The following is a 20,253-nucleotide window of genomic DNA, read 5'->3' as shown; positions in this document are numbered from 1 at the left end:
CAATGCAGCATTTGCTGACGATTCTTCTGTAGCGGCAACGCTGGCGTGCCGCTATGATGCCACTGCTAGCTTGAGTATAATCTTAGCTCAGGCGGTGTGCGTTACGACGCGCGTGAATCATTATCAGAAATCTCATCATGCTGAAATTCCGAGCTTCATTCCTGAGCCTTGCTCTGATGTTGGCCGTACCTTTTGCCCCGCAGGCCGTGGCGAAAACGGCAGCGACAACCGCGGCGTCTCAACCTGAGATTGCCTCCGGTAGCGCAATGATTGTTGATCTCAACACCAATAAAGTGATCTATTCGAACCACCCGGATCTGGTGCGTCCGATTGCCTCGATAACCAAATTAATGACGGCGATGGTCGTGCTCGACGCGCGATTGCCGCTGGATGAAATACTGAAGGTCGATATCAGCCAGACGCCGGAAATGAAAGGGGTTTACTCCCGCGTGCGCCTGAACAGCGAAATTAGCCGCAAAAATATGTTGCTGCTGGCGTTGATGTCATCCGAAAACCGTGCGGCGGCAAGCCTGGCGCACTATTATCCTGGCGGTTATAACGCATTTATTAAAGCGATGAATGCGAAGGCGAAAGCGCTGGGCATGACGCATACCCGCTTCGTTGAGCCGACGGGGCTGTCGATTCATAACGTCTCGACCGCGCGGGATTTAACAAAATTGCTGATTGCCACGAAGCAATACCCGCTGATTGGCCAGCTAAGCACCACGCGCGAAGACATGGCGACATTCTCGCATCCGGCGTATACGCTGCCGTTTCGCAATACCAACCATTTGGTCTACCGTGATAACTGGAATATCCAGTTAACGAAAACCGGATTTACCAATGCGGCGGGGCATTGCCTGGTGATGCGTACCGTGATCAATAACAAACCGGTCGCGCTGGTGGTCATGGACGCGTTCGGCAAATATACCCACTTTGCGGACGCCAGCCGCCTGCGTACATGGATTGAAACCGGTAAAGTCATGCCCGTTCCGGCTGCCGCGCTGAGCTATAAAAAGCAAAAAGCCGCGCAAATGGCGGCAGCCAGCGCCAGCGCCGGAGCGCAAACCGCACAGAACGATTAAGTCGCCGCAGGCCCGGCAGGCATCGCGCCGCCGGGCTTCACGGTAAACCGCACGGTGTTAATGCGTTTCGTCGGGCGTATTTTCCTGCCAGAATTTCCGCTTACTCGTTTTGCCGATACCGGGGTTCATACTGTTGGTCGGGTCATTTTGCCGATAAAAACGCGTCAGCGTTTCCGGCGCTTTATACAGATGTCCAACGTTGTGCTCCGCCGGGTATTGTGCCCCGCGCGCCTGCAACAGCTCCAGCATTTGCGCTTTCAGCGCGTGGACGTCGACGCCTTTCTTCACGATATAGTCCTGATGAAAAACGTGGCACATAAAGTGGCCGTAATAGAGTTTATGTACCAGTTGGCTGTCGATTTCCGGCGGCAGATGCTCGAACCAGTCGGTATCGTTGCGGCGCAGAGCGATATCCAGCGCCAGGATATCTTCCACTTCATCAGCGTGTACGGCCTGATAACGAATCGCCGCGCCAGCAGCGGCGAAGCGGTGCAGGAAGGCTTTGCTGCCTTCTTCCGGCGTACAGGTGAAGAAACCGCCCTCAGCGGATTTAAAAAATTCATTCAGCCAGCGTTGCGCTTCTGCGACGCCGTCTCCCGCCATTTTTAACAGCAGATGATGCTCATATTTATCGCGCCAGTTTTTCATTCGTGGCGGCAGATGGCTGGGAAACAGATGGCCGAATTTCTGCATCGCGCGGTCGGTGAAATGCGGACGGAAAAATTTTACTTTTTCCAGCATCGCATCGGTTCGGCCTTTTAGCGTGAAAAAGAATGGCATCTTGTCGGTGCCGAGTTTATCGATCATCAGAAAGGTATCTTTACCGTACTGCTCCGCAATATCGTAGATATCGCGATGCATATATTCTCCCGCCACTGGCAGATTGTCGAAGTTCGCCAGAATATGCCGACGGATTTCAGTCAGTACCGCGGGCTGATTGGTGCCGATATAAAAAACCTGCTGATTTTTTTCCGCTGCAAAGGTATCAAGGCGAACGGCAAAAACCGCCAGTTTTCCGGCGCAGCCGGAAGATTCAAACAAACGGTCCGGGTCGGCGTTATAGCGGGCGGGCGTATCGGCGTTGATATCTCGTACCCGCGTCACGTAGTCGTGATCGTGCGCATGACGACCATCGTGACGCACATCCTCATCTTTAATCCGTTCATCATCCAGCTTGCTCAGGATCTGCTCCGGCGTATGCCCAAGATCGATACCCAGATGATTGACCAGTTGCAGTTTGCCTTGCTCGTCAATACGGGCAAAGAGCGACATCTCGGTATAGGCCGGGCCGCGCTGCACCAGCGAGCCGCCGGAGTTATTACAGATGCCGCCGATGACCGACGCGCCGATACACGACGAACCAATCACCGAGTGCGGTTCACGGCCCAGCGGTTTAAGCGCTTTTTCCAGCGCATAGAGCGTCGTACCGGGCCAGGCCAGAACCTGTTGGCCGTTATCCAGTAAGTGCAGCTTATCCAGCCGCTGGGTGCTGATAATCACAATATCGCGATCGTAGTCGTTGCCGTTCGGCGTGGAGCCTTCCGTCAGACCGGTGTTGGCGGCCTGCATCAGAATAATTTTGTCAGCGTTAACGCAGGCGTTGAGCACGCGCCACAGTTCCAGTAACGAACCCGGGAAAACAACGGCCAGCGCGTCGCCCTGACCGGAACGGAAACCCTTGCGATAGCGGGCGGTTTTGGCGGGGTCTGTCAGCAGGTGAGAATGGCCTACCAGGCGGGCCAGCTCATTCAGGAACGTTTTATTATCAGTCATTGTTATGGAAGACATTCTCCACTCCTTGTGGTGGGACAAAATATCAGCGTTAAGCATAGCGCTTGGTATGACAATACGCTTTCTCATTCAAATTGTCTCTGTGTTGGTGGTATTCATTTGCCGCCTTGATACCATTTGCTGGTGGTTGCGTATTCGACTGTGCGGAAAATTAGGAGAATAACCTTCGCTTTCTTCTCCTCTCGCGTTTAGGCTTATGGCAAACTGCGGTTTTTATTCTGTTTTTACCGCCTCGTCGGGATAAAGATAAAGAGAGACTCAACATGAAATGGTTATGTTCAGTAGGTGTTGCTGTGAGTCTGGCGATGCAGCCAGCATTGGCGGAAAACCTGTTTGGCAATCACCCGCTGACGCCTGAAGCGCGCGACGCGTTCGTCACCGATTTACTCAAGAAAATGACTGTCGATGAAAAAATTGGTCAGTTACGTCTGATCAGCGTCGGCCCTGATAACCCGAAAGAAGCGATTCGCGAGATGATCAAAGACGGGCAGGTAGGGGCGATTTTCAATACCGTCACCCGCCAGGATATCCGTCAAATGCAGGATCAGGTGATGGCATTGAGCCGCCTGAAAATTCCTCTCTTTTTTGCCTATGACGTGGTACACGGCCAGCGAACCGTCTTCCCGATAAGCCTCGGTCTGGCTTCTTCTTTTAATCTGGATGCGGTAAGAACCGTAGGACGCGTATCGGCGTATGAAGCGGCGGACGACGGTCTGAATATGACCTGGGCGCCGATGGTGGATGTCTCCCGCGATCCGCGTTGGGGACGCGCCTCCGAAGGCTTTGGCGAAGATACATATTTAACCTCCATCATGGGCGAAACCATGGTGAAAGCGATGCAGGGCAAAAGTCCGGCGGATCGCTATTCGGTGATGACCAGCGTGAAACATTTTGCCGCCTATGGGGCCGTTGAAGGCGGTAAAGAATACAACACCGTGGATATGAGTTCCCAGCGTCTGTTTAATGACTATATGCCGCCTTACAAAGCGGGGCTGGATGCGGGGAGCGGCGCGGTGATGGTGGCGCTGAACTCGCTGAACGGCACGCCTGCGACGTCAGATTCCTGGTTATTGAAAGATGTCCTGCGCGATGAGTGGGGCTTTAAGGGAATTACCGTTTCCGACCACGGCGCTATTAAAGAACTGATTAAACACGGCACCGCGGCCGACCCGGAAGATGCGGTGCGCGTGGCGCTAAAGGCAGGGGTGGATATGAGCATGGCGGATGAGTATTACAGCAAATATCTGCCGGGTCTGATTAAGTCGGGCAAAGTGACGATGGCGGAACTGGACGACGCGACGCGCCATGTGCTCAACGTAAAATATGACATGGGATTGTTTAACGACCCCTATAGCCATCTGGGGCCGAAAGAGAGCGACCCGGTGGACACCAATGCCGAAAGCCGCCTGCATCGTAAAGAGGCGCGGGAAGTGGCGCGGGAAAGTGTGGTACTGCTGAAAAACCGGCTGGAAACGCTGCCGCTGAAAAAATCGGGCACCATTGCCGTTGTTGGGCCGCTGGCCGACAGTCAACGTGATGTAATGGGAAGCTGGTCTGCTGCTGGGGTTGCGAATCAGTCGGTGACGGTGCTGGCGGGTATTCAAAATGCCGTCGGCGACGGGGCGAAGATCCTCTATGCCAAAGGGGCGAATATCACTAACGATAAAGATATCGTCGATTTCTTAAACCTGTATGAAGAGGCAGTGAAAATCGATCCGCGCTCACCGCAGGCGATGATTGATGAGGCGGTGCAGGCGGCGAAACAGGCCGATGTGGTGGTCGCAGTGGTAGGCGAGTCGCAGGGGATGGCGCATGAAGCCTCCAGCCGTACCAATATCACCATTCCGCAGAGTCAGCGCGACTTAATCACCGCTCTGAAAGCCACCGGTAAGCCGCTGGTACTGGTATTAATGAACGGCAGACCGCTGGCGCTGGTAAAAGAAGATCAACAGGCCGATGCGATTCTGGAGACCTGGTTTGCCGGGACGGAAGGCGGCAACGCCATTGCCGATGTGCTGTTTGGCGATTACAACCCGTCAGGCAAACTGCCGATCTCCTTCCCGCGTTCGGTGGGACAAATTCCGGTCTATTACAGCCATCTCAATACGGGACGCCCGTATAATCCTGAAAAGCCAAACAAATACACCTCACGTTATTTTGACGAAGCGAATGGCCCGCTCTATCCGTTTGGTTACGGTCTGAGCTACACCACATTTACGGTGTCTGACGTCACGCTCTCCTCACCGACAATGCAACGCGACGGCAAAGTCACGGCCAGCGTAGAGGTCACGAACACCGGTAAACGCGAAGGGGCTACGGTCATCCAGATGTACTTACAGGATGTCACGGCGTCAATGAGCCGCCCGGTGAAGCAATTAAAAGGCTTTGAAAAAATCACCCTCAAGCCCGGCGAACGTAAAACCGTGAGTTTCCCGATTGATATCGAGGCGTTGAAGTTCTGGAATCAGCAGATGAAATATGACGCGGAACCCGGCAAGTTCAACGTCTTTATCGGCGTGGATTCCGCTCGCGTTAAACAAGGATCGTTCGAGCTACTGTAAGCCTGCCGTCAACAGGGCGCGATAGCAGCGCCCTGTCTGGCAATGACTTTTCCTGTCCCCCCTTTTATTGCCTGCCACGTCACTTAAACTGCCGGAAAATCCCAGGTTAAACGCAGACTTTTCAACTATGCTTTTTTCTCAAGTCTCTGAAAAAGGCCGTAAAAGGATGAGGAAAGCATCATGACGATCTCAAAGCTATGGGTAAGTTCGCTGGCGTTGCTGGCGACGGTGAGTTTACCTCTACAGGCGGCATCGCCCGTGACGGTCGGGTCAAAGATTGATACCGAAGGCGCGCTGCTCGGCAACATGATTTTGCAGGTACTGGAAAGCCACGGCGTTAAAACGGTCAATAAAATTCAGCTCGGGACGACGCCAGTCGTTCGTGGCGCGATTACCGCCGGAGAGCTGGATATCTATCCGGAATACACCGGTAACGGGGCGTTCTTTTTTAAAGATGAAAACGATCCGGCATGGAAAAATGCAAAGCAAGGCTTTGAGAAAGTCAAAAAACTGGATGCGGAGCAGAATAAGCTGGTCTGGTTGACGCCTGCGCCGGCCAACAACACCTGGACCATCGCGGTACGCCAGGACATCGCGGAAAAAAATAAACTCTCCTCGCTTGCCGATCTCAGCCGTTATCTGAAAGAGGGCGGCACTTTTAAACTGGCGGCGTCTGCGGAATTTATCGAACGGGCGGATGCGCTGCCGGCATTTGAAAAAGCCTATGATTTTACCTTGAATCAGAACCAGCTCTTGTCGCTGGCGGGCGGCGATACGGCGGTCACGATCAAAGCCGCCGCGCAACAAACATCCGGCGTTAACGCCGCGATGGCGTATGGCACCGACGGCCCTGTCGCCGCGCTGGGTCTGCAAACCCTGAGCGACCCGAAAGGCGTCCAGCCTATCTATGCGCCCGCGCCGGTAGTGCGTGAATCGGTGTTACAGGCCTATCCGCAGATAGCCGACTGGCTACAGCCCGTTTTCGCCAGCCTTGATGAGAAAACGCTGCAACAGTTGAACGCCAGAATCGCCGTAGAAGGGCTGGATGCGAAAAAAGTCGCCGCAGATTACCTCCGACAAAAAGGGTGGGTGAAGTAATCTGTGAGTGATGCTGCCAAAAAAATCACGGTTAATCGTGTGCTGTTGCTGTTGGTTGTTCTGACCCTGCTTGCTGTCGCGCTGCCTTTCATTACTTACGCCCCGAATCGTCTGGTGAGCGGCGAGGGGCGCCAGTTATGGGAGATCTGGCCGGCGACCATCTGGATGCTGACTGGCGCGGGATGCGCGCTGTTTACGTTGTGCTTTGTACCCGGTAAACGCGGTAGCGTACTGACGCTGATGATGGCGCAGACGCTTTTTATTGTCATGCTGTGGGGAGTCGGCAGGGCGGCGACCCAGTTGGCGCAGGAGGGCAGCCCGCTGGCGCGTACCAGTCTGGGAAGTGGATTGTGGCTGGGCCTCGGTCTGATGCTGCTGGCCTGTAGCGATGCGATCCGCCGTATTACCGTTGGGCCGCTGTGGCGCTGGTTGCTGCACGCGCAAATTGTCATTGTCCCGCTGGCGCTGCTGTTTTCAGGCACGTTCGACAACCTCTCGCTTCTGAAAGAGTATACCAACCGCCAGGATGTTTTCGATGCCGCGCTGGTGCAACATTTGATGTTACTGGCGGGCACGGTGCTGCCGGCGCTGGCGATCGGACTACCGTTGGGCGTCTGGTGTTATTTTTCCGCCTCACGCCAGGGGCCGGTGTTTACCGTGCTGAATGTGATCCAGACTATCCCTTCCGTCGCGCTGTTTGGCCTGCTGATTGCGCCGTTGGCCGGGCTGGTGAAACAGTTTCCGTGGCTTGCCGAATTCGGCGTCGCGGGAACCGGCATGACGCCTGCACTGATAGCGCTGGTGCTCTATGCGTTATTGCCGCTGGTGCGCGGCGTGGTCGCCGGGCTCAATCAGGTGCCGCGCGATGTGCTGGAGAGCGCAAGAGCAATGGGAATGAGTAGCGGCCAGCGCTTCAGGCATGTGCAACTGCCGCTGGCGCTGCCGGTCTTTTTACGTAGCCTGCGGGTAGTAATGGTTCAGACAGTGGGAATGGCCGTCGTCGCCGCGCTGATTGGCGCGGGAGGTTTCGGCGCGCTGGTGTTTCAGGGGCTATTGAGCAGCGCCATTGATTTAGTCCTGTTGGGCGTCATTCCGGTGATTGCGCTGGCGGTAGTGATCGACGCGCTGTTTGATTTATGGATCGCGTTTTTGAAGGGAGCAACCGATGATTGAATTTAACCATGTCAGTAAAACCTTCGGCGATCAACAGGCTGTTAGCGACCTCAATTTGCACTTTAGCGAAGGCAGCTTTTCGGTGTTAATTGGCACCTCCGGTTCGGGAAAATCGACCACTCTGAAGATGATTAACCGGCTGGTAGAGCATGATAGCGGAACGATCCGTTTTGCCGGGGAAGAGATCCGCAGCCTGCCGGTGCTTGAACTGCGCCGTCGCATGGGCTATGCCATTCAGTCTATCGGTCTTTTTCCCCACTGGACGGTGGCGCAAAATATCGCCACCGTACCGCAACTACAAAAGTGGTCGCGTGCGCGGATTAACGATCGTATTGATGAACTGATGGCATTATTGGGTCTGGAAAGCGCGCTGCGCGATCGTTATCCGCATCAGCTTTCCGGCGGGCAACAGCAGCGGGTCGGCGTTGCGCGGGCGCTGGCTGCCGATCCGCAGGTATTGCTGATGGACGAGCCTTTCGGCGCGCTTGATCCGGTAACGCGCGGCGCATTGCAGCAGGAGATGACCCGCATTCATCAGCTGCTGGGGCGCACCATCGTACTGGTGACGCACGACATCGACGAGGCGCTACGCCTCGCCGACCATCTGGTGCTGATGGACGGGGGCCACGTTATCCAACAGGGATCGCCGCTTTCTATGCTGACCTCGCCGGAAAATGATTTCGTGCAGGCATTTTTTGGCCGCAGCGAGCTGGGCGTAAGGCTGCTTTCGTTACGTAGCGTAGGCGATTATGTACGTCGGCATGAACAGCTCAGCGGCGACGCGCTGGTGGAAGAGATGACGCTACGCGATGCGCTATCGATGTTTGTCGCCCGTCGGTGCGACGTCCTGCCGGTGGCGAATCAGCAGGGCGAGCCCTGCGGTACGCTCCATTTCCGCGATCTGCTTTCGGAGACGTCCCCCCGTGAAACGACTGTGTGATCCGCTTCTCTGGCTTATTGTTCTGTTCTTGCTTCTGCTGTTTGGATTGCCTTATAGCCAGCCGTTCTTCGCCGCGCTGTTTCCCGATTTACCGCGCCCGGTCTACCAACAGGAGAGTTTTGCCGCCCTCGCGCTCGCCCATTTCTGGTTGGTGGGCATCTCAAGTTTGTTTGCCGTCGTGGTGGGCGTCGGCGCAGGGATTGCGGTCACGCGAGAAAGTGGGAAAGAGTTTCGTCCCCTGGTGGAGACTATCGCCGCCGTCGGGCAGACCTTTCCGCCGGTCGCGGTACTGGCGATCGCGGTACCCGTCATGGGTTTTGGTCAGCAACCGGCCATTATCGCCTTGATCCTGTATGGGGTGTTGCCCATCCTGCAGGCGACCCTGGCCGGGCTGGGCGCGGTGCCTGCCAGCGTGATGAGCGTTGCCAGCGGTATGGGAATGAGCCGTCGCCAACAGTTGTATCAGGTTGAGCTGCCGCTGGCCGCGCCGGTGATTCTGGCGGGCATCCGAACCTCTGTGATTATCAATATTGGTACGGCGACCATCGCTTCAACGGTGGGGGCCAGTACGTTAGGCACGCCGATCATTATCGGGCTTAGCGGCTTTAATACGGCCTATGTTATCCAGGGGGCGCTGCTGGTGGCGCTGGCGGCGATCATTATCGATCGCCTGTTTGAAAGGCTGACGCGCGCGCTTACCCGGCACGCAAAATAAAACTGTAACCTGCCAGCATCACGCCGCCGATACCGCCAATAGCCATCAGCAGGAAAAGGGTGATCACCCCGATTTTCGCTACGCGCATTATGTACTCCTTATGTTAATAAAAGGAGTATACATTAAAGCGAATTTGTTAGCTGCTGTTTAAACGCCAAGGGGATGAATGTCGCGTCCTTGGGCGCGCCAGGCCAAAAGTTGCTGCTGCTGCGCCAGCGTCTGGTTTTCTCCGCACCATACCAGTAACGTCTTGCCGTCAAACAGTTCCGGGCGGAACTGGCTAAGCGAGTGCGCCAGCACGTCGATTCGCCATCCCTGTTGGCTGGCGACCCAACCTTCCAGCCACAGGCGGGTGGTATCATGGATATTCCAGCCGATCACCAGCGCATCTTTTCCCTGTTTCTTACGCGCAGACGCCAGGCAGAGCGCAATATAGTTGATCAGGATACCGTCAAGAATGCCGAGCAGCGCCTGAAGGGCGGGTTGTTGGCACTGTAATCGTCGCCGCAGTGGGACGAACAGGTTAGTGGTCAATGTTTGGGCTGGATAATCCTGACCGCGTTCTTTGACCCATAACCGTAAACTGTGCAGATTACTGCTTTGCAGGTAGTGCAGCAGGATCTCCTGCTGTTCGCGCCAGCCGTTAGGTTGTTCGCTACTGTCGCTACTGAGCAGCACTTTGACTTTGCTGACCTGAACGCCGTTATCTATCCAGCGCTTGATTTCGCGGATTCTGTCGATATCGGCATCGTTAAACAGACGATGACCGCCATCCGTTCGCTGTGGTTTTAAAAGTCCATAACGTCTCTGCCACGCGCGCAACGTGACAGGATTGATATCACAAAGCAAAGCCACTTCACCAATTGTGTAAAGCGCCATCGTTTCACCCTTGCTCGCGAGGTCCCGGTTTAACTTTAGACGCTCTTTTAGGAACCAGGAAGTTTTGCCTGTTTTTTATGCATTAAAACGCGAAGTAGCGGGTTGCGGCGCGGCGTTTAAGTGATCGTATTCACGAATTCATATTTTTATGCAACAGTTCAAAGAAAGTTAATCGTACTCAATGTATGTTACGCGCTTTTAATTGAAGTGTGGTTTGCGGGTATGTACGAGTTTAATCTGGTGTTGCTGCTGCTTCAGCAGATGTGCGTGTTTCTGGTCATTGCGTGGCTAATGAGTAAAACGCGTCTGTTCATCCCGCTTATGCAGGTCACGGTTCGTCTGCCGCACAAGCTTCTGTGTTACGTCACGTTTTCTATCTTCTGCATTATGGGCACTTATTTTGGGCTGCATATCGAAGATTCGATTGCCAATACCCGTGCGATTGGCGCGGTGATGGGCGGCCTACTCGGCGGGCCGGTCGTCGGCGGGCTGGTCGGTCTGACCGGTGGGTTACATCGGTATTCTATGGGCGGCATGACGGCGCTGAGCTGTATGATTTCCACCATCGTCGAAGGGCTGCTGGGCGGGTTGGTACACAGCGTTCTCATACGTCGCGGACGCCCGGACAAAGTGTTTAGCCCGCTGACGGCGGGAGCAATTACGTGTGTTGCCGAACTGGTGCAGATGCTGATCATTTTACTGATAGCCAGGCCGTTTGACGATGCCCTGCATCTGGTCAGTAATATTGCCGCGCCGATGATGGTGACGAATACCGTTGGCGCCGCGCTGTTTATGCGTATTTTGCTCGATAAGCGCGCCATGTTCGAAAAATATACTTCGGCATTTTCTGCTACCGCGCTGAAGGTCGCCGCGTCAACGGAGGGGATTCTGCGTCAGGGATTTAACGAAGTGAACAGTATGAAGGTGGCGCAGGTGTTATATCAGGAGCTGGATATTGGCGCCGTCGCCATCACCGATCGTGAAAAACTGCTGGCTTTTACTGGTATTGGCGACGATCACCATCTACCGGGCAAACCCATTTCATCAGGTTATACGCTGAAAGCAATTGAAACCGGAGAGGTGGTTTATGCCGATGGCAACGAAGTGCCGTATCGCTGTTCGCTACACCCGCAGTGTAAACTCGGTTCGACGCTGGTGATCCCGCTGCGTGGCGAAAATCAGCGAGTCATGGGCACCATTAAATTGTACGAAGCGAAAAACCGACTGTTCAGCTCAATTAACCGCACCCTGGGAGAGGGTATTGCGCAGCTTTTATCCGCGCAGATCCTGGCCGGGCAGTATGAACGGCAGAAGGCGTTGCTGACGCAGTCAGAGATCAAGCTGTTGCACGCGCAGGTGAATCCGCATTTTCTGTTTAACGCGCTCAATACCATTAAAGCGGTGATTCGCCGCGACAGCGAACAGGCCAGCCAACTGGTGCAGTACTTGTCGACCTTTTTTCGCAAAAATTTAAAACGCCCGTCGGAAATCGTCACGCTGGCGGATGAAATTGAACACGTAAACGCTTATCTGCAAATTGAAAAAGCGCGTTTTCAGTCGCGTCTGCAGGTACAGCTTGATGTTCCATCGACGCTTTCACGTCAGAAATTGCCTGCGTTTACATTACAGCCGATTGTTGAGAACGCCATTAAACATGGCACGTCGCAACTGCTTGATACCGGCAACGTCGCTATTCGCGCCCGGCGCGAAGGGCAGCATTTGATGTTAGATATTGAGGATAATGCGGGACTGTATCAGCCTTCCGCCGGCAGTAGCGGGCTGGGGATGAGTCTGGTTGATAAACGTCTGCGCGAACACTTTGGCGATGATTATGGTATTAGCGTGGCCTGCGAGCCGGACTGTTTTACCCGAATTACATTACGACTTCCACTGGAGGAGGACGCATGATTAAAGTGCTGATTGTGGATGATGAGCCGTTAGCGCGGGAAAATCTGCGGATTTTGCTCCAGGGGCAGGATGACATTGAGATTGTGGGAGAGTGCGCGAACGCGGTAGAAGCGATTGGCGCGGTACATAAGTTGCGACCTGATGTGCTGTTTCTGGATATTCAGATGCCGCGTATCAGTGGACTGGAGATGGTAGGAATGCTTGATCCGGAACACCGCCCGTATATCGTTTTTTTGACCGCATTTGACGAATACGCCATCAAAGCCTTTGAAGAGCACGCTTTTGATTATCTGCTCAAGCCGATAGAGGAGAAACGGCTGGAAAAAACGTTACATCGTCTGCGTCAGGAGCGCAGTAAACAGGATGTTTCGTTGTTGCCGGAAAACCAGCAGGCGCTTAAATTCATTCCCTGTACCGGACACAGCCGGATCTATTTGTTGCAAATGGATGATGTCGCCTTTGTCAGTAGCCGTATGAGCGGCGTTTATGTGACCAGCAGTGAAGGGAAAGAGGGGTTTACCGAGCTGACGCTGCGCACGCTGGAAAGCCGGACGCCGCTACTGCGTTGTCATCGTCAGTTTCTGGTGAATATGGCCCATTTGCAGGAAATTCGGCTGGAGGATAATGGGCAGGCAGAGCTGATTTTACGCAACGGCCTGACGGTGCCGGTAAGCCGTCGCTATCTGAAAAGTTTAAAAGAGGCGATTGGCCTGTAAAAGACTGTTAGAATATCGTTTTGCCATAGAAACGACCGAAGGCCTCATGCTGAGTAACGATATTCTGCGTAGCGTGCGCTACATTTTAAAAGCTAATAATACCGATCTGGCGCGTATCCTGGCGCTGGGTAACGTTGATGCTACGCCGGAGCAGATAGCAATCTGGTTGCGCAAAGAAGAGGAAGAGGGGTTTCAGCGTTGCCCGGATATCGTGTTGTCCTCATTTCTCAATGGCCTCATTTATGAAAAACGCGGCAAAGATGAGGCGGCGCCTGCATTGACGGCGGAACGTCGTATCAACAACAATATTGTGCTGAAAAAGCTGCGTATTGCCTTTTCGCTAAAAACAGATGATATCCTGGCGATACTTACCGGTCAGTTGTTTCGTGTCTCAATGCCAGAGATCACCGCGATGATGCGCGCGCCGGACCATAAGAACTTCCGCGAATGCGGCGATCAGTTTATGCGTTATTTTCTACGCGGTCTGGCGGCCCGTGAACACGCGGCGAAGTAATTCTGCGGTATTGTTCCCGGCAGCGTCCTGTCTGACCGGGAAAACGCATTATTATACTAATTGATTCTATGATACCCGCTCTCTTCCAACAGTTTCTGCGAGCGAATCATTGACAGATAGTACGCGGAACAGTTGTCAATTGATGATCCTGGCAATTTACAGAGGTCGCTCATTTTTGCCTGGGTAAAATCAATATTCACATATTCCGTAGCATAGCTATCATAATAGTCGATTCGTTCAGTCAAACCCGGCATACCCTGATAAGCTTCGCCGACTTGCCTCAGCATTTTTTGTGCTTCTTCTTTATTATTGGCTTTCAGGGTCTTATAAAGTATTTTATGTTCAGATGTTTGACGTAAAACGATATCCCCTTTGTAGTAATAGGTTAACTTGATTTCAATACCGTTGAGATTACCTGCATAGCGTTGTGTTTCCTCTGACTCTTTGTTAGCGGCTATCTTCTTGATAAACGCTGTCATGTTATTTTGCTTTCCCTGGAGAGTATCGTTTTCCTGATCGCAGCCAGTTATGCTAACCGATAGAGAGAGCGCGAATAGTGGCAGTGCCATAAGGCGTAGAACCCGCATAACAATTCCTTGTCGTTAAGTATTGGTGAGGCCAGGAATTCAGGGATTATAGGCTTTGGCGAGGGGACTTACAGCGAGGCTGTCTTTTTTCGGAATTCATAAAGAAAAGACGCTGCCGAAGCAGCGCCCTGAGCGACTTTACCAGTCGATGCAATACATTATGCCTGCCAGTTATTTCGCTTCTTTAAAACCAGCAGCTTCCAACAGCGTCTGAGTTTGTTTCATGCTGATACCTTTGCTGGTATCGCCGGACACCATCGTCCCTGAGATTTGCTGTAACGCTTTAAAGTCCACTTTTTCCATATCCACAGAGACGTTTTCCTGGGCATAGGTATCTTCATAGGTTAATTTTTCTTCCACTCCGGCGATATTTTTATATTTCGCGCTCAGCGGATCGAGAATTTTGGCGGCATCTTCTTTCGTTTTAGCGCCTACAGTGGCATAGCTGATTTTACTTTCAGACGTCTGCTTAATGATTTTGTCACCTTTATAGGTGTAAGTAATTGAAATTTCTGTCCCCGCCAGGTTTGCGTTAAAGGTCTTTGATTCTTCTTTATCGCCACAGCCAGCAAGAGAGAACACCAGTACGGAAGCCAAAGCCGCGGACAATAACTTGCCAGAAATTTTCATCTAAAACTCCATTTTATATAATGATTGGGTTTTTAAAATAATTTCAATGAATTAATTTAACCCAGTAATAGCAATGTATCAGGGAGAGATAGAATATGACTTTTAGCCGTTATTTAGCAGTCCGGATATGGAGTCTCAACGCTGTTGCTTATTAAGGAAAAAGTTAAAACGTGCGGAGGAGGCGATATGCCAGTCAGGATTAAGCGGTTAAAAAAGCCGGAGCATGCTCCGGCTTGTTGCTTATTTCACCTGTTGGCCAGGCTTCGCGCCGTCATCAGGGCTTAACAGGAAGATATCTTTCCCGCCAGGTCCTGCGGCCATCACCATTCCCTCGGAGACGCCAAAGCGCATTTTGCGCGGCGCGAGGTTGGCGACCATTACCGTCTGGCGGCCAATCAGCGCCTGCGGGTCCGGGTAGGCGGAACGAATGCCGGAGAAGACGTTACGCTTCTCGCCGCCCAGATCCAGCGTCAGACGCAGCAATTTGTCGGAGCCTTCCACGAACTCAGCGTTTTCAATCAATGCTACGCGCAGGTCAATTTTGGCGAAATCGTCAAAGGTGATGGTTTCCTGAATCGGGAAGTCGGCTAACGGGCCGGTAACCGGCGCGGCTGCGGCTTTCACCTCTTCTTTAGACGCTTCAACCAGCGCTTCAACTTGCTTCATGTCGATGCGATTGTAGAGCGCCTTAAAGGTGTTGACCTTGTGACTGAGCAGCGGCTGTTCGATGGCATCCCAGTTCAGTTCGCTGTTCAGGAAGGCTTCAACGCGTTCAGAAAGCGTCGGCAGTACCGGTTTCAGATACGTCATCAGCACGCGGAACAGGTTGATGCCCATCGAGCAAATGGCCTGCAGGTCAGCGTCGCGGCCTTCCTGTTTAGCCACCACCCACGGCGCTTGCTCGTCAACATAACGGTTAGCGACGTCGGCCAGCGCCATAATCTCACGGATAGCTTTACCGAATTCACGGCTTTCCCATGCTTCGCCAATCACCGCAGCGGCGTCAGTAAAGGTTTTGTACAATTGCGGATCGGCCAGTTCAGCCGCCAGCACGCCGTCGAAACGCTTATTGATAAAACCGGCGTTACGGGATGCCAGGTTGACTACTTTATTGACGATATCGGCATTGACGCGCTGGACAAAGTCTTCCAGGTTCAGGTCGATGTCATCAATGCGTGAAGAAAGCTTCGCGGTGTAGTAGTAGCGCAGGCTGTCGGCGTCAAAGTGTTTCAGCCAGGTGCTGGCCTTAATAAAGGTGCCGCGAGACTTAGACATCTTCGCGCCGTTCACCGTCACGTAACCGTGAACGAACAGGTTGGTCGGCTTACGGAAGTGGCTGCCTTCCAGCATGGCAGGCCAGAACAGGCTGTGGAAATAGACGATGTCTTTGCCGATAAAGTGATACAGCTCGGCGTCGGAGTCTTTTTTCCAGTACTCATCAAAACTGGTCGTGTCACCGCGCTTATCGCACAGATTTTTGAAGGAGCCCATATAGCCAATAGGCGCGTCCAGCCAGACGTAGAAATATTTGCCCGGCGCGTTCGGGATTTCGAAACCAAAATACGGCGCGTCGCGGGAAATGTCCCACTGTTGCAGGCCGGATTCAAACCACTCCTGCATTTTGTTCGCCACCTGCTCCTGCAGCGCGCCGCTGCGGGTCCACGCCTGCAGCATTTCGCTGAATGACGGCAGATCAAAGAAAAAGTGCTCGGAGTCACGCATTACCGGCGTCGCGCCGGACACCACGGATTTCGGCTCGATAAGTTCGGTCGGGCTGTAAGTTGCGCCGCAGACTTCACAGTTATCGCCGTACTGGTCCGCGGATTTACATTTCGGGCAGGTGCCTTTCACAAATCGGTCCGGCAGGAACATGCCTTTTTCCGGATCGTAGAGTTGAGAGATAGTGCGGTTCTTAATAAAACCGTTCTCTTTCAGGCGCGTATAAATCAGCTCGGACAGCTCGCGATTCTCGTCGCTGTGCGTTGAGTGGTAGTTGTCGTAGCTAATATTAAAACCGGCGAAATCGGTCTGGTGCTCCTGGCTCATTTCACCGATCATTTGCTCCGGCGTAATACCAAGCTGCTGCGCTTTCAGCATGATCGGCGTGCCATGAGCGTCATCGGCACAGATGAAGTTAACCTCATGGCCGCGCATTCGCTGGTAACGGACCCAGACATCAGCCTGGATGTGCTCCAGCATATGGCCGAGGTGGATAGAGCCGTTGGCGTACGGCAGCGCGCACGTTACCAGAATTTTCTTCGCGACTTGAGTCATAGTGGGTATTACTTCTTCTGTTGTAAAAAAGGGCTTTGATAGTACCAAAATGGTAATTACTGCGCCAATCGATAAGGGCATTTATCCGTAAATGAATAATTGTTACCGCTGGAGTAAACTACAAAGTTACAATCGTACTTTTCAGAACTACAAAAGGAGTCGGGATGAACGAACAATCCCAGGCCAAATCACCAGATACCCTGCGAGCGATGGTCGCCGGGACGCTGGCGAATTTTCAGCACCCAACCCTGAAGCATAACCTCACCACGCTTAAGGCGTTGCACCACGTCGCCTGGATGGATGATACGCTGCACGTTGAGCTGGTCATGCCGTTCGTCTGGAACAGCGCGTTTGAGGTATTAAAAGAGCAATGCAGCGCCGATCTGTTACGTATTACGGGCGCAAAAGCGATCGACTGGAAACTGTCGTACAACATTGCGACGCTGAAACGCGTCAAAAATCAGCCTGGCATTAATGGCGTGAAAAACATCATTGCCGTGAGCTCCGGTAAAGGCGGGGTGGGGAAATCGTCCACGGCGGTAAACCTGGCGCTGGCGTTAGCGGCTGAAGGCGCAAAGGTCGGGGTTCTCGATGCCGATATTTACGGTCCGTCGATCCCAACCATGCTTGGCGCAGAAGATCAGCGCCCGACATCGCCAGACGGTACGCATATGGCGCCGATTATGTCTCACGGCCTGGCGACCAACTCGATCGGCTATCTGGTGACTGACGATAACGCGATGGTATGGCGCGGCCCAATGGCCAGTAAGGCGCTGATGCAGATGTTGCAGGAGACGCTGTGGCCGGATCTGGATTATCTGGTACTGGATATGCCGCCGGGAACCGGGGATATTCAGTTAACGCTGGCGCAGAACATTCCTGTTACCGGCGCGGTGGTGGTGACTACGCCGCAGGATATCGCGCTGATCGACGCCAAAAAAGGTATCGTGATGTTCGAGAAGGTGGAAGTGCCGGTGCTCGGCATTGTGGAAAATATGAGTATGCATATTTGTAGCAACTGCGGCCATCACGAACCGATCTTCGGCACGGGTGGCGCGCAGAAGCTGGCGGAAAAATACCATACTCAGCTTCTGGGTCAGATGCCGCTGCATATTAGTCTGCGCGAAGATCTCGATCGTGGTACGCCGACGGTGGTTAGCCGTCCGGAGAGCGAGTTTACCGCGATCTATCGCGAACTGGCCGATCGCGTTGCGGCACAGCTTTACTGGCAGGGTGAAGTGATTCCGGGTGAAATCGCCTTCCGCGCGGTGTAATTTCTGGCGTTAAATTTTATTCACCGCATCAATGATATATTGATGTGGTGAATATATGGAATGGAAAAGCTGCGTAATATTGTTTATCCTGCCTGTATAATCCATGCCTTTTTCTGAATAATTCGCCTCAATGCATCATTTGAATTGATCAAACCTATCTCATTAATCTACCATTCCAATTGGTTTTAGCAGGGACGTTAATACATAATTCAACGGAAAAATGGCTTGTACGCTGTTTTCCACTTAAAACAGGAATAATGAACGCAATGAAGAAAAGTTTATTCTTGGGATTTATAACTCTGGCTTATGGAATGAGTTTACAGGCTTTGGCTTCTGATACGGCAACCTTAACCATTACCGGGAGGGTTGTTGAACCAACATGCAGTACTGATGTTGTGAATAATACGGTGCAGCAGCGATGTGGTCAGACTCTTCATCATACAGATATTAACAATGTTACCCCCACTCCTGCACAAGGCATTGTTACTGAAATTGTCGCTGTTCCTGGGGATTCCACACGACAGATAGTGTTAAATCGCTACGACTAAGAAAATATATTGTTTATTAAGCCTCTATCATTTCAATGAATGATAGAGGCTTTTTTATTTGCTATACAAATAATTATTGTCAATTAATTACGCTAATTTATTAAATTTTAAAATAGTACTCACCTTCACTTATTTGCTACAACTATATTGATATTTGTAACTTGTTTTAAATCAATAAAACAACACGTTTACATTGCAGTAACGTTTTTGGTGTGCGAATTTAAATCCAAGAGTTAACCCTCTTAACAAATAGAAATTATTTTATTAAGGAAGATACTATGAAACGTTCAATTATTTCTGCTGCTGTACTGTCTGCTGTATTTATGAGTGCTGGGGCGTTTGCTGAAGATACCGGAACTTTAAACATTATTGGCACAGTAGTTGGAACATCATGCCAGTTTGTGTCAGGAAATAATTCAGAGGATGTGGTGTTAAGTCAGGTTGAAACTAAAGTATTTGATACGATGAGCCCCGGTTCGGTTTATACACCAATCACGGAACAGACCACACATCTCAAAATTTACTGCCCAGATATTGAAGAAGGAAAAAGTCTGAATATTACTGTCAAGGCACCAACTTTAGATGCTGAAGGTGTAATTGGAAATACGTTACCTGATGGTGCTAAAGGTGTCGGTTTTGCTTTGAAATATAAAAACAAAGCTGTTGATCATAGCTCAAACAATATCATCGTGGGAGCCACAGATTTTGACTCAGATAAGATCTATACGATTCCACTGGATGTTTATTATGCTAAGCAAGGTACTGACGCAGTAACGTCAGGGGATGTGAACGCTACCGTAACACTGCAAGCTGCATATAATTGATTTGTAGGCCGGCATAACCTGCCGGCCTTTTATAAGGTAGTTACCCATGAAAAAACTTCTTTTTTTTTCGCTGTTCTTCATTTCAACGGCAAATGCCGGTGTAGTTATTTACGGTACTCGCATTATCTATCCAGCAGAGAAAAATGAAGTACTGGTGCAGTTAATGAATCAGGGTGGGCGTTCTTCATTGGTTCAGTCATGGATTGATGATGGAGATACATCGTTACCACCGGAAAAGATTAAGGTTCCATTTTTGCTAACACCTCCTGTTGCGAAGGTTGCTGGGGATTCAGGTCAGCAGATTAAAATTAAAAAAATGCCAAATATGCTACCAAATAATAAAGAAAGTTTGTTTTATCTCAACGTGCTGGATATTCCACCAAACAATCCAAATAGTACCGGTAAAAATGTATTGAAATTTGCCATGCAGAATCGCATCAAATTATTCTATCGGCCTAAAGGAATTGCCCCAGTTAATAGAGGTACTTTTCAGAAACTGTCCATGAAACGTACTGCTAGTAGTTATTCTATTCAGAATGATACAGCAAATTGGGTCACGATAATAGAAGTTAAAGTTAATGGTGTTAAAATAAATAACGAAAGTATTATGCTTGCACCGCTCTCCAGTGCAGATGTGGCATTAAAAAGTGCTAATGCCAATCAGTATAAAATGACCATTATTGACGATCACGGTAATTATATTAGCGATAACGTCAGCTTAAAATAACAGGAGCTG

19 protein-coding genes are annotated in these 20,253 nt (G+C 51.7%); 13 read left to right on the top strand and 6 right to left on the bottom strand.

The features are described 5' to 3' along the window. Positions 1-137 precede the first annotated feature (137 nt). Positions 138-1,085: a D-alanyl-D-alanine endopeptidase gene (pbpG, locus tag J4650_RS05645; RefSeq protein ID WP_000911555.1), complete on the top strand. Its 948-nt coding sequence runs from the start codon at positions 138-140 to the stop codon at positions 1,083-1,085. 57 nt (positions 1,086-1,142) lie between these two features. On the opposite strand, the gene dld is transcribed toward pbpG, so the two are convergent. Then, positions 1,143-2,873, bottom strand: coding sequence for a D-lactate dehydrogenase (gene dld, locus J4650_RS05640; RefSeq protein WP_000095234.1), 1,731 nt, complete (start codon positions 2,871-2,873; stop codon positions 1,143-1,145). Between the two features lie 266 nt (positions 2,874-3,139). Here dld and bglX point away from each other — a divergent pair, with 266 nt between their 5' ends. From bglX to J4650_RS05615, 5 genes are all read left to right on the top strand, one after another. Further along, entirely contained in the window at positions 3,140-5,437 is a 2,298-nt protein-coding gene (bglX, locus tag J4650_RS05635) for a beta-glucosidase BglX (protein ID WP_000871554.1), read from the top strand. 180 nt (positions 5,438-5,617) lie between these two features. Next, on the top strand, positions 5,618-6,535 hold the full coding sequence (locus J4650_RS05630; protein ID WP_000155876.1) for an ABC transporter substrate-binding protein: 918 nt from the start codon (positions 5,618-5,620) through the stop codon (positions 6,533-6,535). 3 nt (positions 6,536-6,538) lie between these two features. Further along, positions 6,539-7,708 carry an ABC transporter permease gene (locus tag J4650_RS05625; RefSeq protein WP_023993393.1) on the top strand — a complete coding sequence of 390 codons (1,170 nt, stop codon included), beginning with the start codon at positions 6,539-6,541 and terminating at the stop codon, positions 7,706-7,708. Next, entirely contained in the window at positions 7,701-8,648 is a 948-nt protein-coding gene (locus J4650_RS05620) for an ABC transporter ATP-binding protein (RefSeq protein ID WP_000569166.1), read from the top strand. Before J4650_RS05625 ends, J4650_RS05620 begins: the two co-directional genes overlap by 8 nt. Further along, positions 8,632-9,363, top strand: coding sequence for an ABC transporter permease (locus J4650_RS05615; RefSeq protein WP_000824854.1), 732 nt, complete (start codon positions 8,632-8,634; stop codon positions 9,361-9,363). The genes J4650_RS05620 and J4650_RS05615 overlap by 17 nt, the downstream gene beginning before the upstream one ends. On the opposite strand, the gene J4650_RS05610 is transcribed toward J4650_RS05615, so the two are convergent. Further along, positions 9,344-9,451, bottom strand: a complete 108-nt coding sequence (locus J4650_RS05610; protein ID WP_023993392.1) for a protein YohO — start codon at positions 9,449-9,451, stop codon at positions 9,344-9,346. The two genes, J4650_RS05615 and J4650_RS05610, sit on opposite strands and share 20 nt — an antisense overlap. A gap of 59 nt (positions 9,452-9,510) precedes the next feature. Next, entirely contained in the window at positions 9,511-10,242 is a 732-nt protein-coding gene (mlrA, locus tag J4650_RS05605; RefSeq protein ID WP_001240418.1) for an HTH-type transcriptional regulator MlrA, read from the bottom strand. A gap of 222 nt (positions 10,243-10,464) precedes the next feature. Here mlrA and J4650_RS05600 point away from each other — a divergent pair, with 222 nt between their 5' ends. The 3 genes from J4650_RS05600 to J4650_RS05590 are packed head-to-tail and all read left to right on the top strand — an operon-like array spanning position 10,465 to position 13,380. Further along, positions 10,465-12,150 (top strand): sensor histidine kinase, encoded by a 1,686-nt coding sequence (locus J4650_RS05600; RefSeq protein ID WP_000272850.1) that lies wholly within the window; start codon positions 10,465-10,467, stop codon positions 12,148-12,150. Continuing rightward, complete coding sequence (gene btsR / locus J4650_RS05595) at positions 12,147-12,866, top strand: two-component system response regulator BtsR (protein ID WP_000598637.1); 720 nt, start codon at positions 12,147-12,149, stop codon at positions 12,864-12,866. The genes J4650_RS05600 and btsR overlap by 4 nt, the downstream gene beginning before the upstream one ends. Positions 12,867-12,912: 46 nt before the next feature. After that, entirely contained in the window at positions 12,913-13,380 is a 468-nt protein-coding gene (locus J4650_RS05590) for a DUF1456 family protein (protein ID WP_000950413.1), read from the top strand. 56 nt (positions 13,381-13,436) lie between these two features. Here J4650_RS05590 and J4650_RS05585 read toward each other — a convergent pair whose 3' ends face one another. The 3 genes from J4650_RS05585 to metG all read right to left on the bottom strand — a co-directional run bounded on the left by J4650_RS05585 (position 13,437) and on the right by metG (position 16,871). Next, a complete protein-coding gene (locus J4650_RS05585) occupies positions 13,437-13,967 on the bottom strand; it encodes a YehR family lipoprotein (protein WP_023993390.1) in 531 nt (176 codons plus the stop codon). A gap of 171 nt (positions 13,968-14,138) precedes the next feature. Beyond that, a complete protein-coding gene (locus J4650_RS05580) occupies positions 14,139-14,597 on the bottom strand; it encodes a YehR family lipoprotein (protein WP_000703137.1) in 459 nt (152 codons plus the stop codon). 240 nt (positions 14,598-14,837) lie between these two features. After that, positions 14,838-16,871 (bottom strand): methionine--tRNA ligase, encoded by a 2,034-nt coding sequence (gene metG / locus J4650_RS05575; RefSeq protein ID WP_000195340.1) that lies wholly within the window; start codon positions 16,869-16,871, stop codon positions 14,838-14,840. Between the two features lie 164 nt (positions 16,872-17,035). On the opposite strand from metG, the gene apbC reads away from it, so the two are divergent. The 4 genes from apbC (at position 17,036) to J4650_RS05555 (ending at position 20,244) form a co-directional block, all read left to right on the top strand. Beyond that, the gene (apbC, locus tag J4650_RS05570) at positions 17,036-18,145 is read left to right on the top strand and encodes an iron-sulfur cluster carrier protein ApbC (RefSeq protein WP_001005424.1); all 1,110 of its coding nucleotides are present in this window, start codon (positions 17,036-17,038) and stop codon (positions 18,143-18,145) included. A gap of 266 nt (positions 18,146-18,411) precedes the next feature. Further along, a complete protein-coding gene (locus J4650_RS05565) occupies positions 18,412-18,693 on the top strand; it encodes a DUF2574 family protein (protein WP_001543027.1) in 282 nt (93 codons plus the stop codon). A gap of 278 nt (positions 18,694-18,971) precedes the next feature. Continuing rightward, entirely contained in the window at positions 18,972-19,517 is a 546-nt protein-coding gene (locus J4650_RS05560; protein ID WP_023993389.1) for a fimbrial protein, read from the top strand. A 46-nt stretch (positions 19,518-19,563) separates the two neighbouring features. Further along, on the top strand, positions 19,564-20,244 hold the full coding sequence (locus tag J4650_RS05555) for a fimbria/pilus periplasmic chaperone (protein WP_000734580.1): 681 nt from the start codon (positions 19,564-19,566) through the stop codon (positions 20,242-20,244). The last annotated feature ends 9 nt before the right edge of the window (positions 20,245-20,253 follow it).

It is taken from the genome of Salmonella sp. 32120201201600049SM (assembly GCF_017572835.1).
Taxonomy (GTDB): Bacteria; Pseudomonadota; Gammaproteobacteria; order Enterobacterales; family Enterobacteriaceae; genus Salmonella; species Salmonella enterica.
Note: the sequence above shows the minus strand (reverse complement) of the source record. Positions and strands in the feature narration are given on the sequence as shown.

Coding starts and splice junctions, on each gene's coding strand:
- pbpG (WP_000911555.1), top strand. CDS start 138: ATGCTGAAATTCCGAGCTTCATTCCTGAGCCTTGCTCTGATGTTGGCC.
- dld (WP_000095234.1), bottom strand. CDS start 2,873: ATGTCTTCCATAACAATGACTGATAATAAAACGTTCCTGAATGAGCTG.
- bglX (WP_000871554.1), top strand. CDS start 3,140: ATGAAATGGTTATGTTCAGTAGGTGTTGCTGTGAGTCTGGCGATGCAG.
- J4650_RS05630 (WP_000155876.1), top strand. CDS start 5,618: ATGACGATCTCAAAGCTATGGGTAAGTTCGCTGGCGTTGCTGGCGACG.
- J4650_RS05620 (WP_000569166.1), top strand. CDS start 7,701: ATGATTGAATTTAACCATGTCAGTAAAACCTTCGGCGATCAACAGGCT.
- J4650_RS05610 (WP_023993392.1), bottom strand. CDS start 9,451: ATGCGCGTAGCGAAAATCGGGGTGATCACCCTTTTCCTGCTGATGGCT.
- mlrA (WP_001240418.1), bottom strand. CDS start 10,242: ATGGCGCTTTACACAATTGGTGAAGTGGCTTTGCTTTGTGATATCAAT.
- J4650_RS05600 (WP_000272850.1), top strand. CDS start 10,465: ATGTACGAGTTTAATCTGGTGTTGCTGCTGCTTCAGCAGATGTGCGTG.
- btsR (WP_000598637.1), top strand. CDS start 12,147: ATGATTAAAGTGCTGATTGTGGATGATGAGCCGTTAGCGCGGGAAAAT.
- J4650_RS05590 (WP_000950413.1), top strand. CDS start 12,913: ATGCTGAGTAACGATATTCTGCGTAGCGTGCGCTACATTTTAAAAGCT.
- J4650_RS05585 (WP_023993390.1), bottom strand. CDS start 13,967: ATGCGGGTTCTACGCCTTATGGCACTGCCACTATTCGCGCTCTCTCTA.
- J4650_RS05580 (WP_000703137.1), bottom strand. CDS start 14,597: ATGAAAATTTCTGGCAAGTTATTGTCCGCGGCTTTGGCTTCCGTACTG.
- metG (WP_000195340.1), bottom strand. CDS start 16,871: ATGACTCAAGTCGCGAAGAAAATTCTGGTAACGTGCGCGCTGCCGTAC.
- apbC (WP_001005424.1), top strand. CDS start 17,036: ATGAACGAACAATCCCAGGCCAAATCACCAGATACCCTGCGAGCGATG.
- J4650_RS05565 (WP_001543027.1), top strand. CDS start 18,412: ATGAAGAAAAGTTTATTCTTGGGATTTATAACTCTGGCTTATGGAATG.
- J4650_RS05560 (WP_023993389.1), top strand. CDS start 18,972: ATGAAACGTTCAATTATTTCTGCTGCTGTACTGTCTGCTGTATTTATG.
- J4650_RS05555 (WP_000734580.1), top strand. CDS start 19,564: ATGAAAAAACTTCTTTTTTTTTCGCTGTTCTTCATTTCAACGGCAAAT.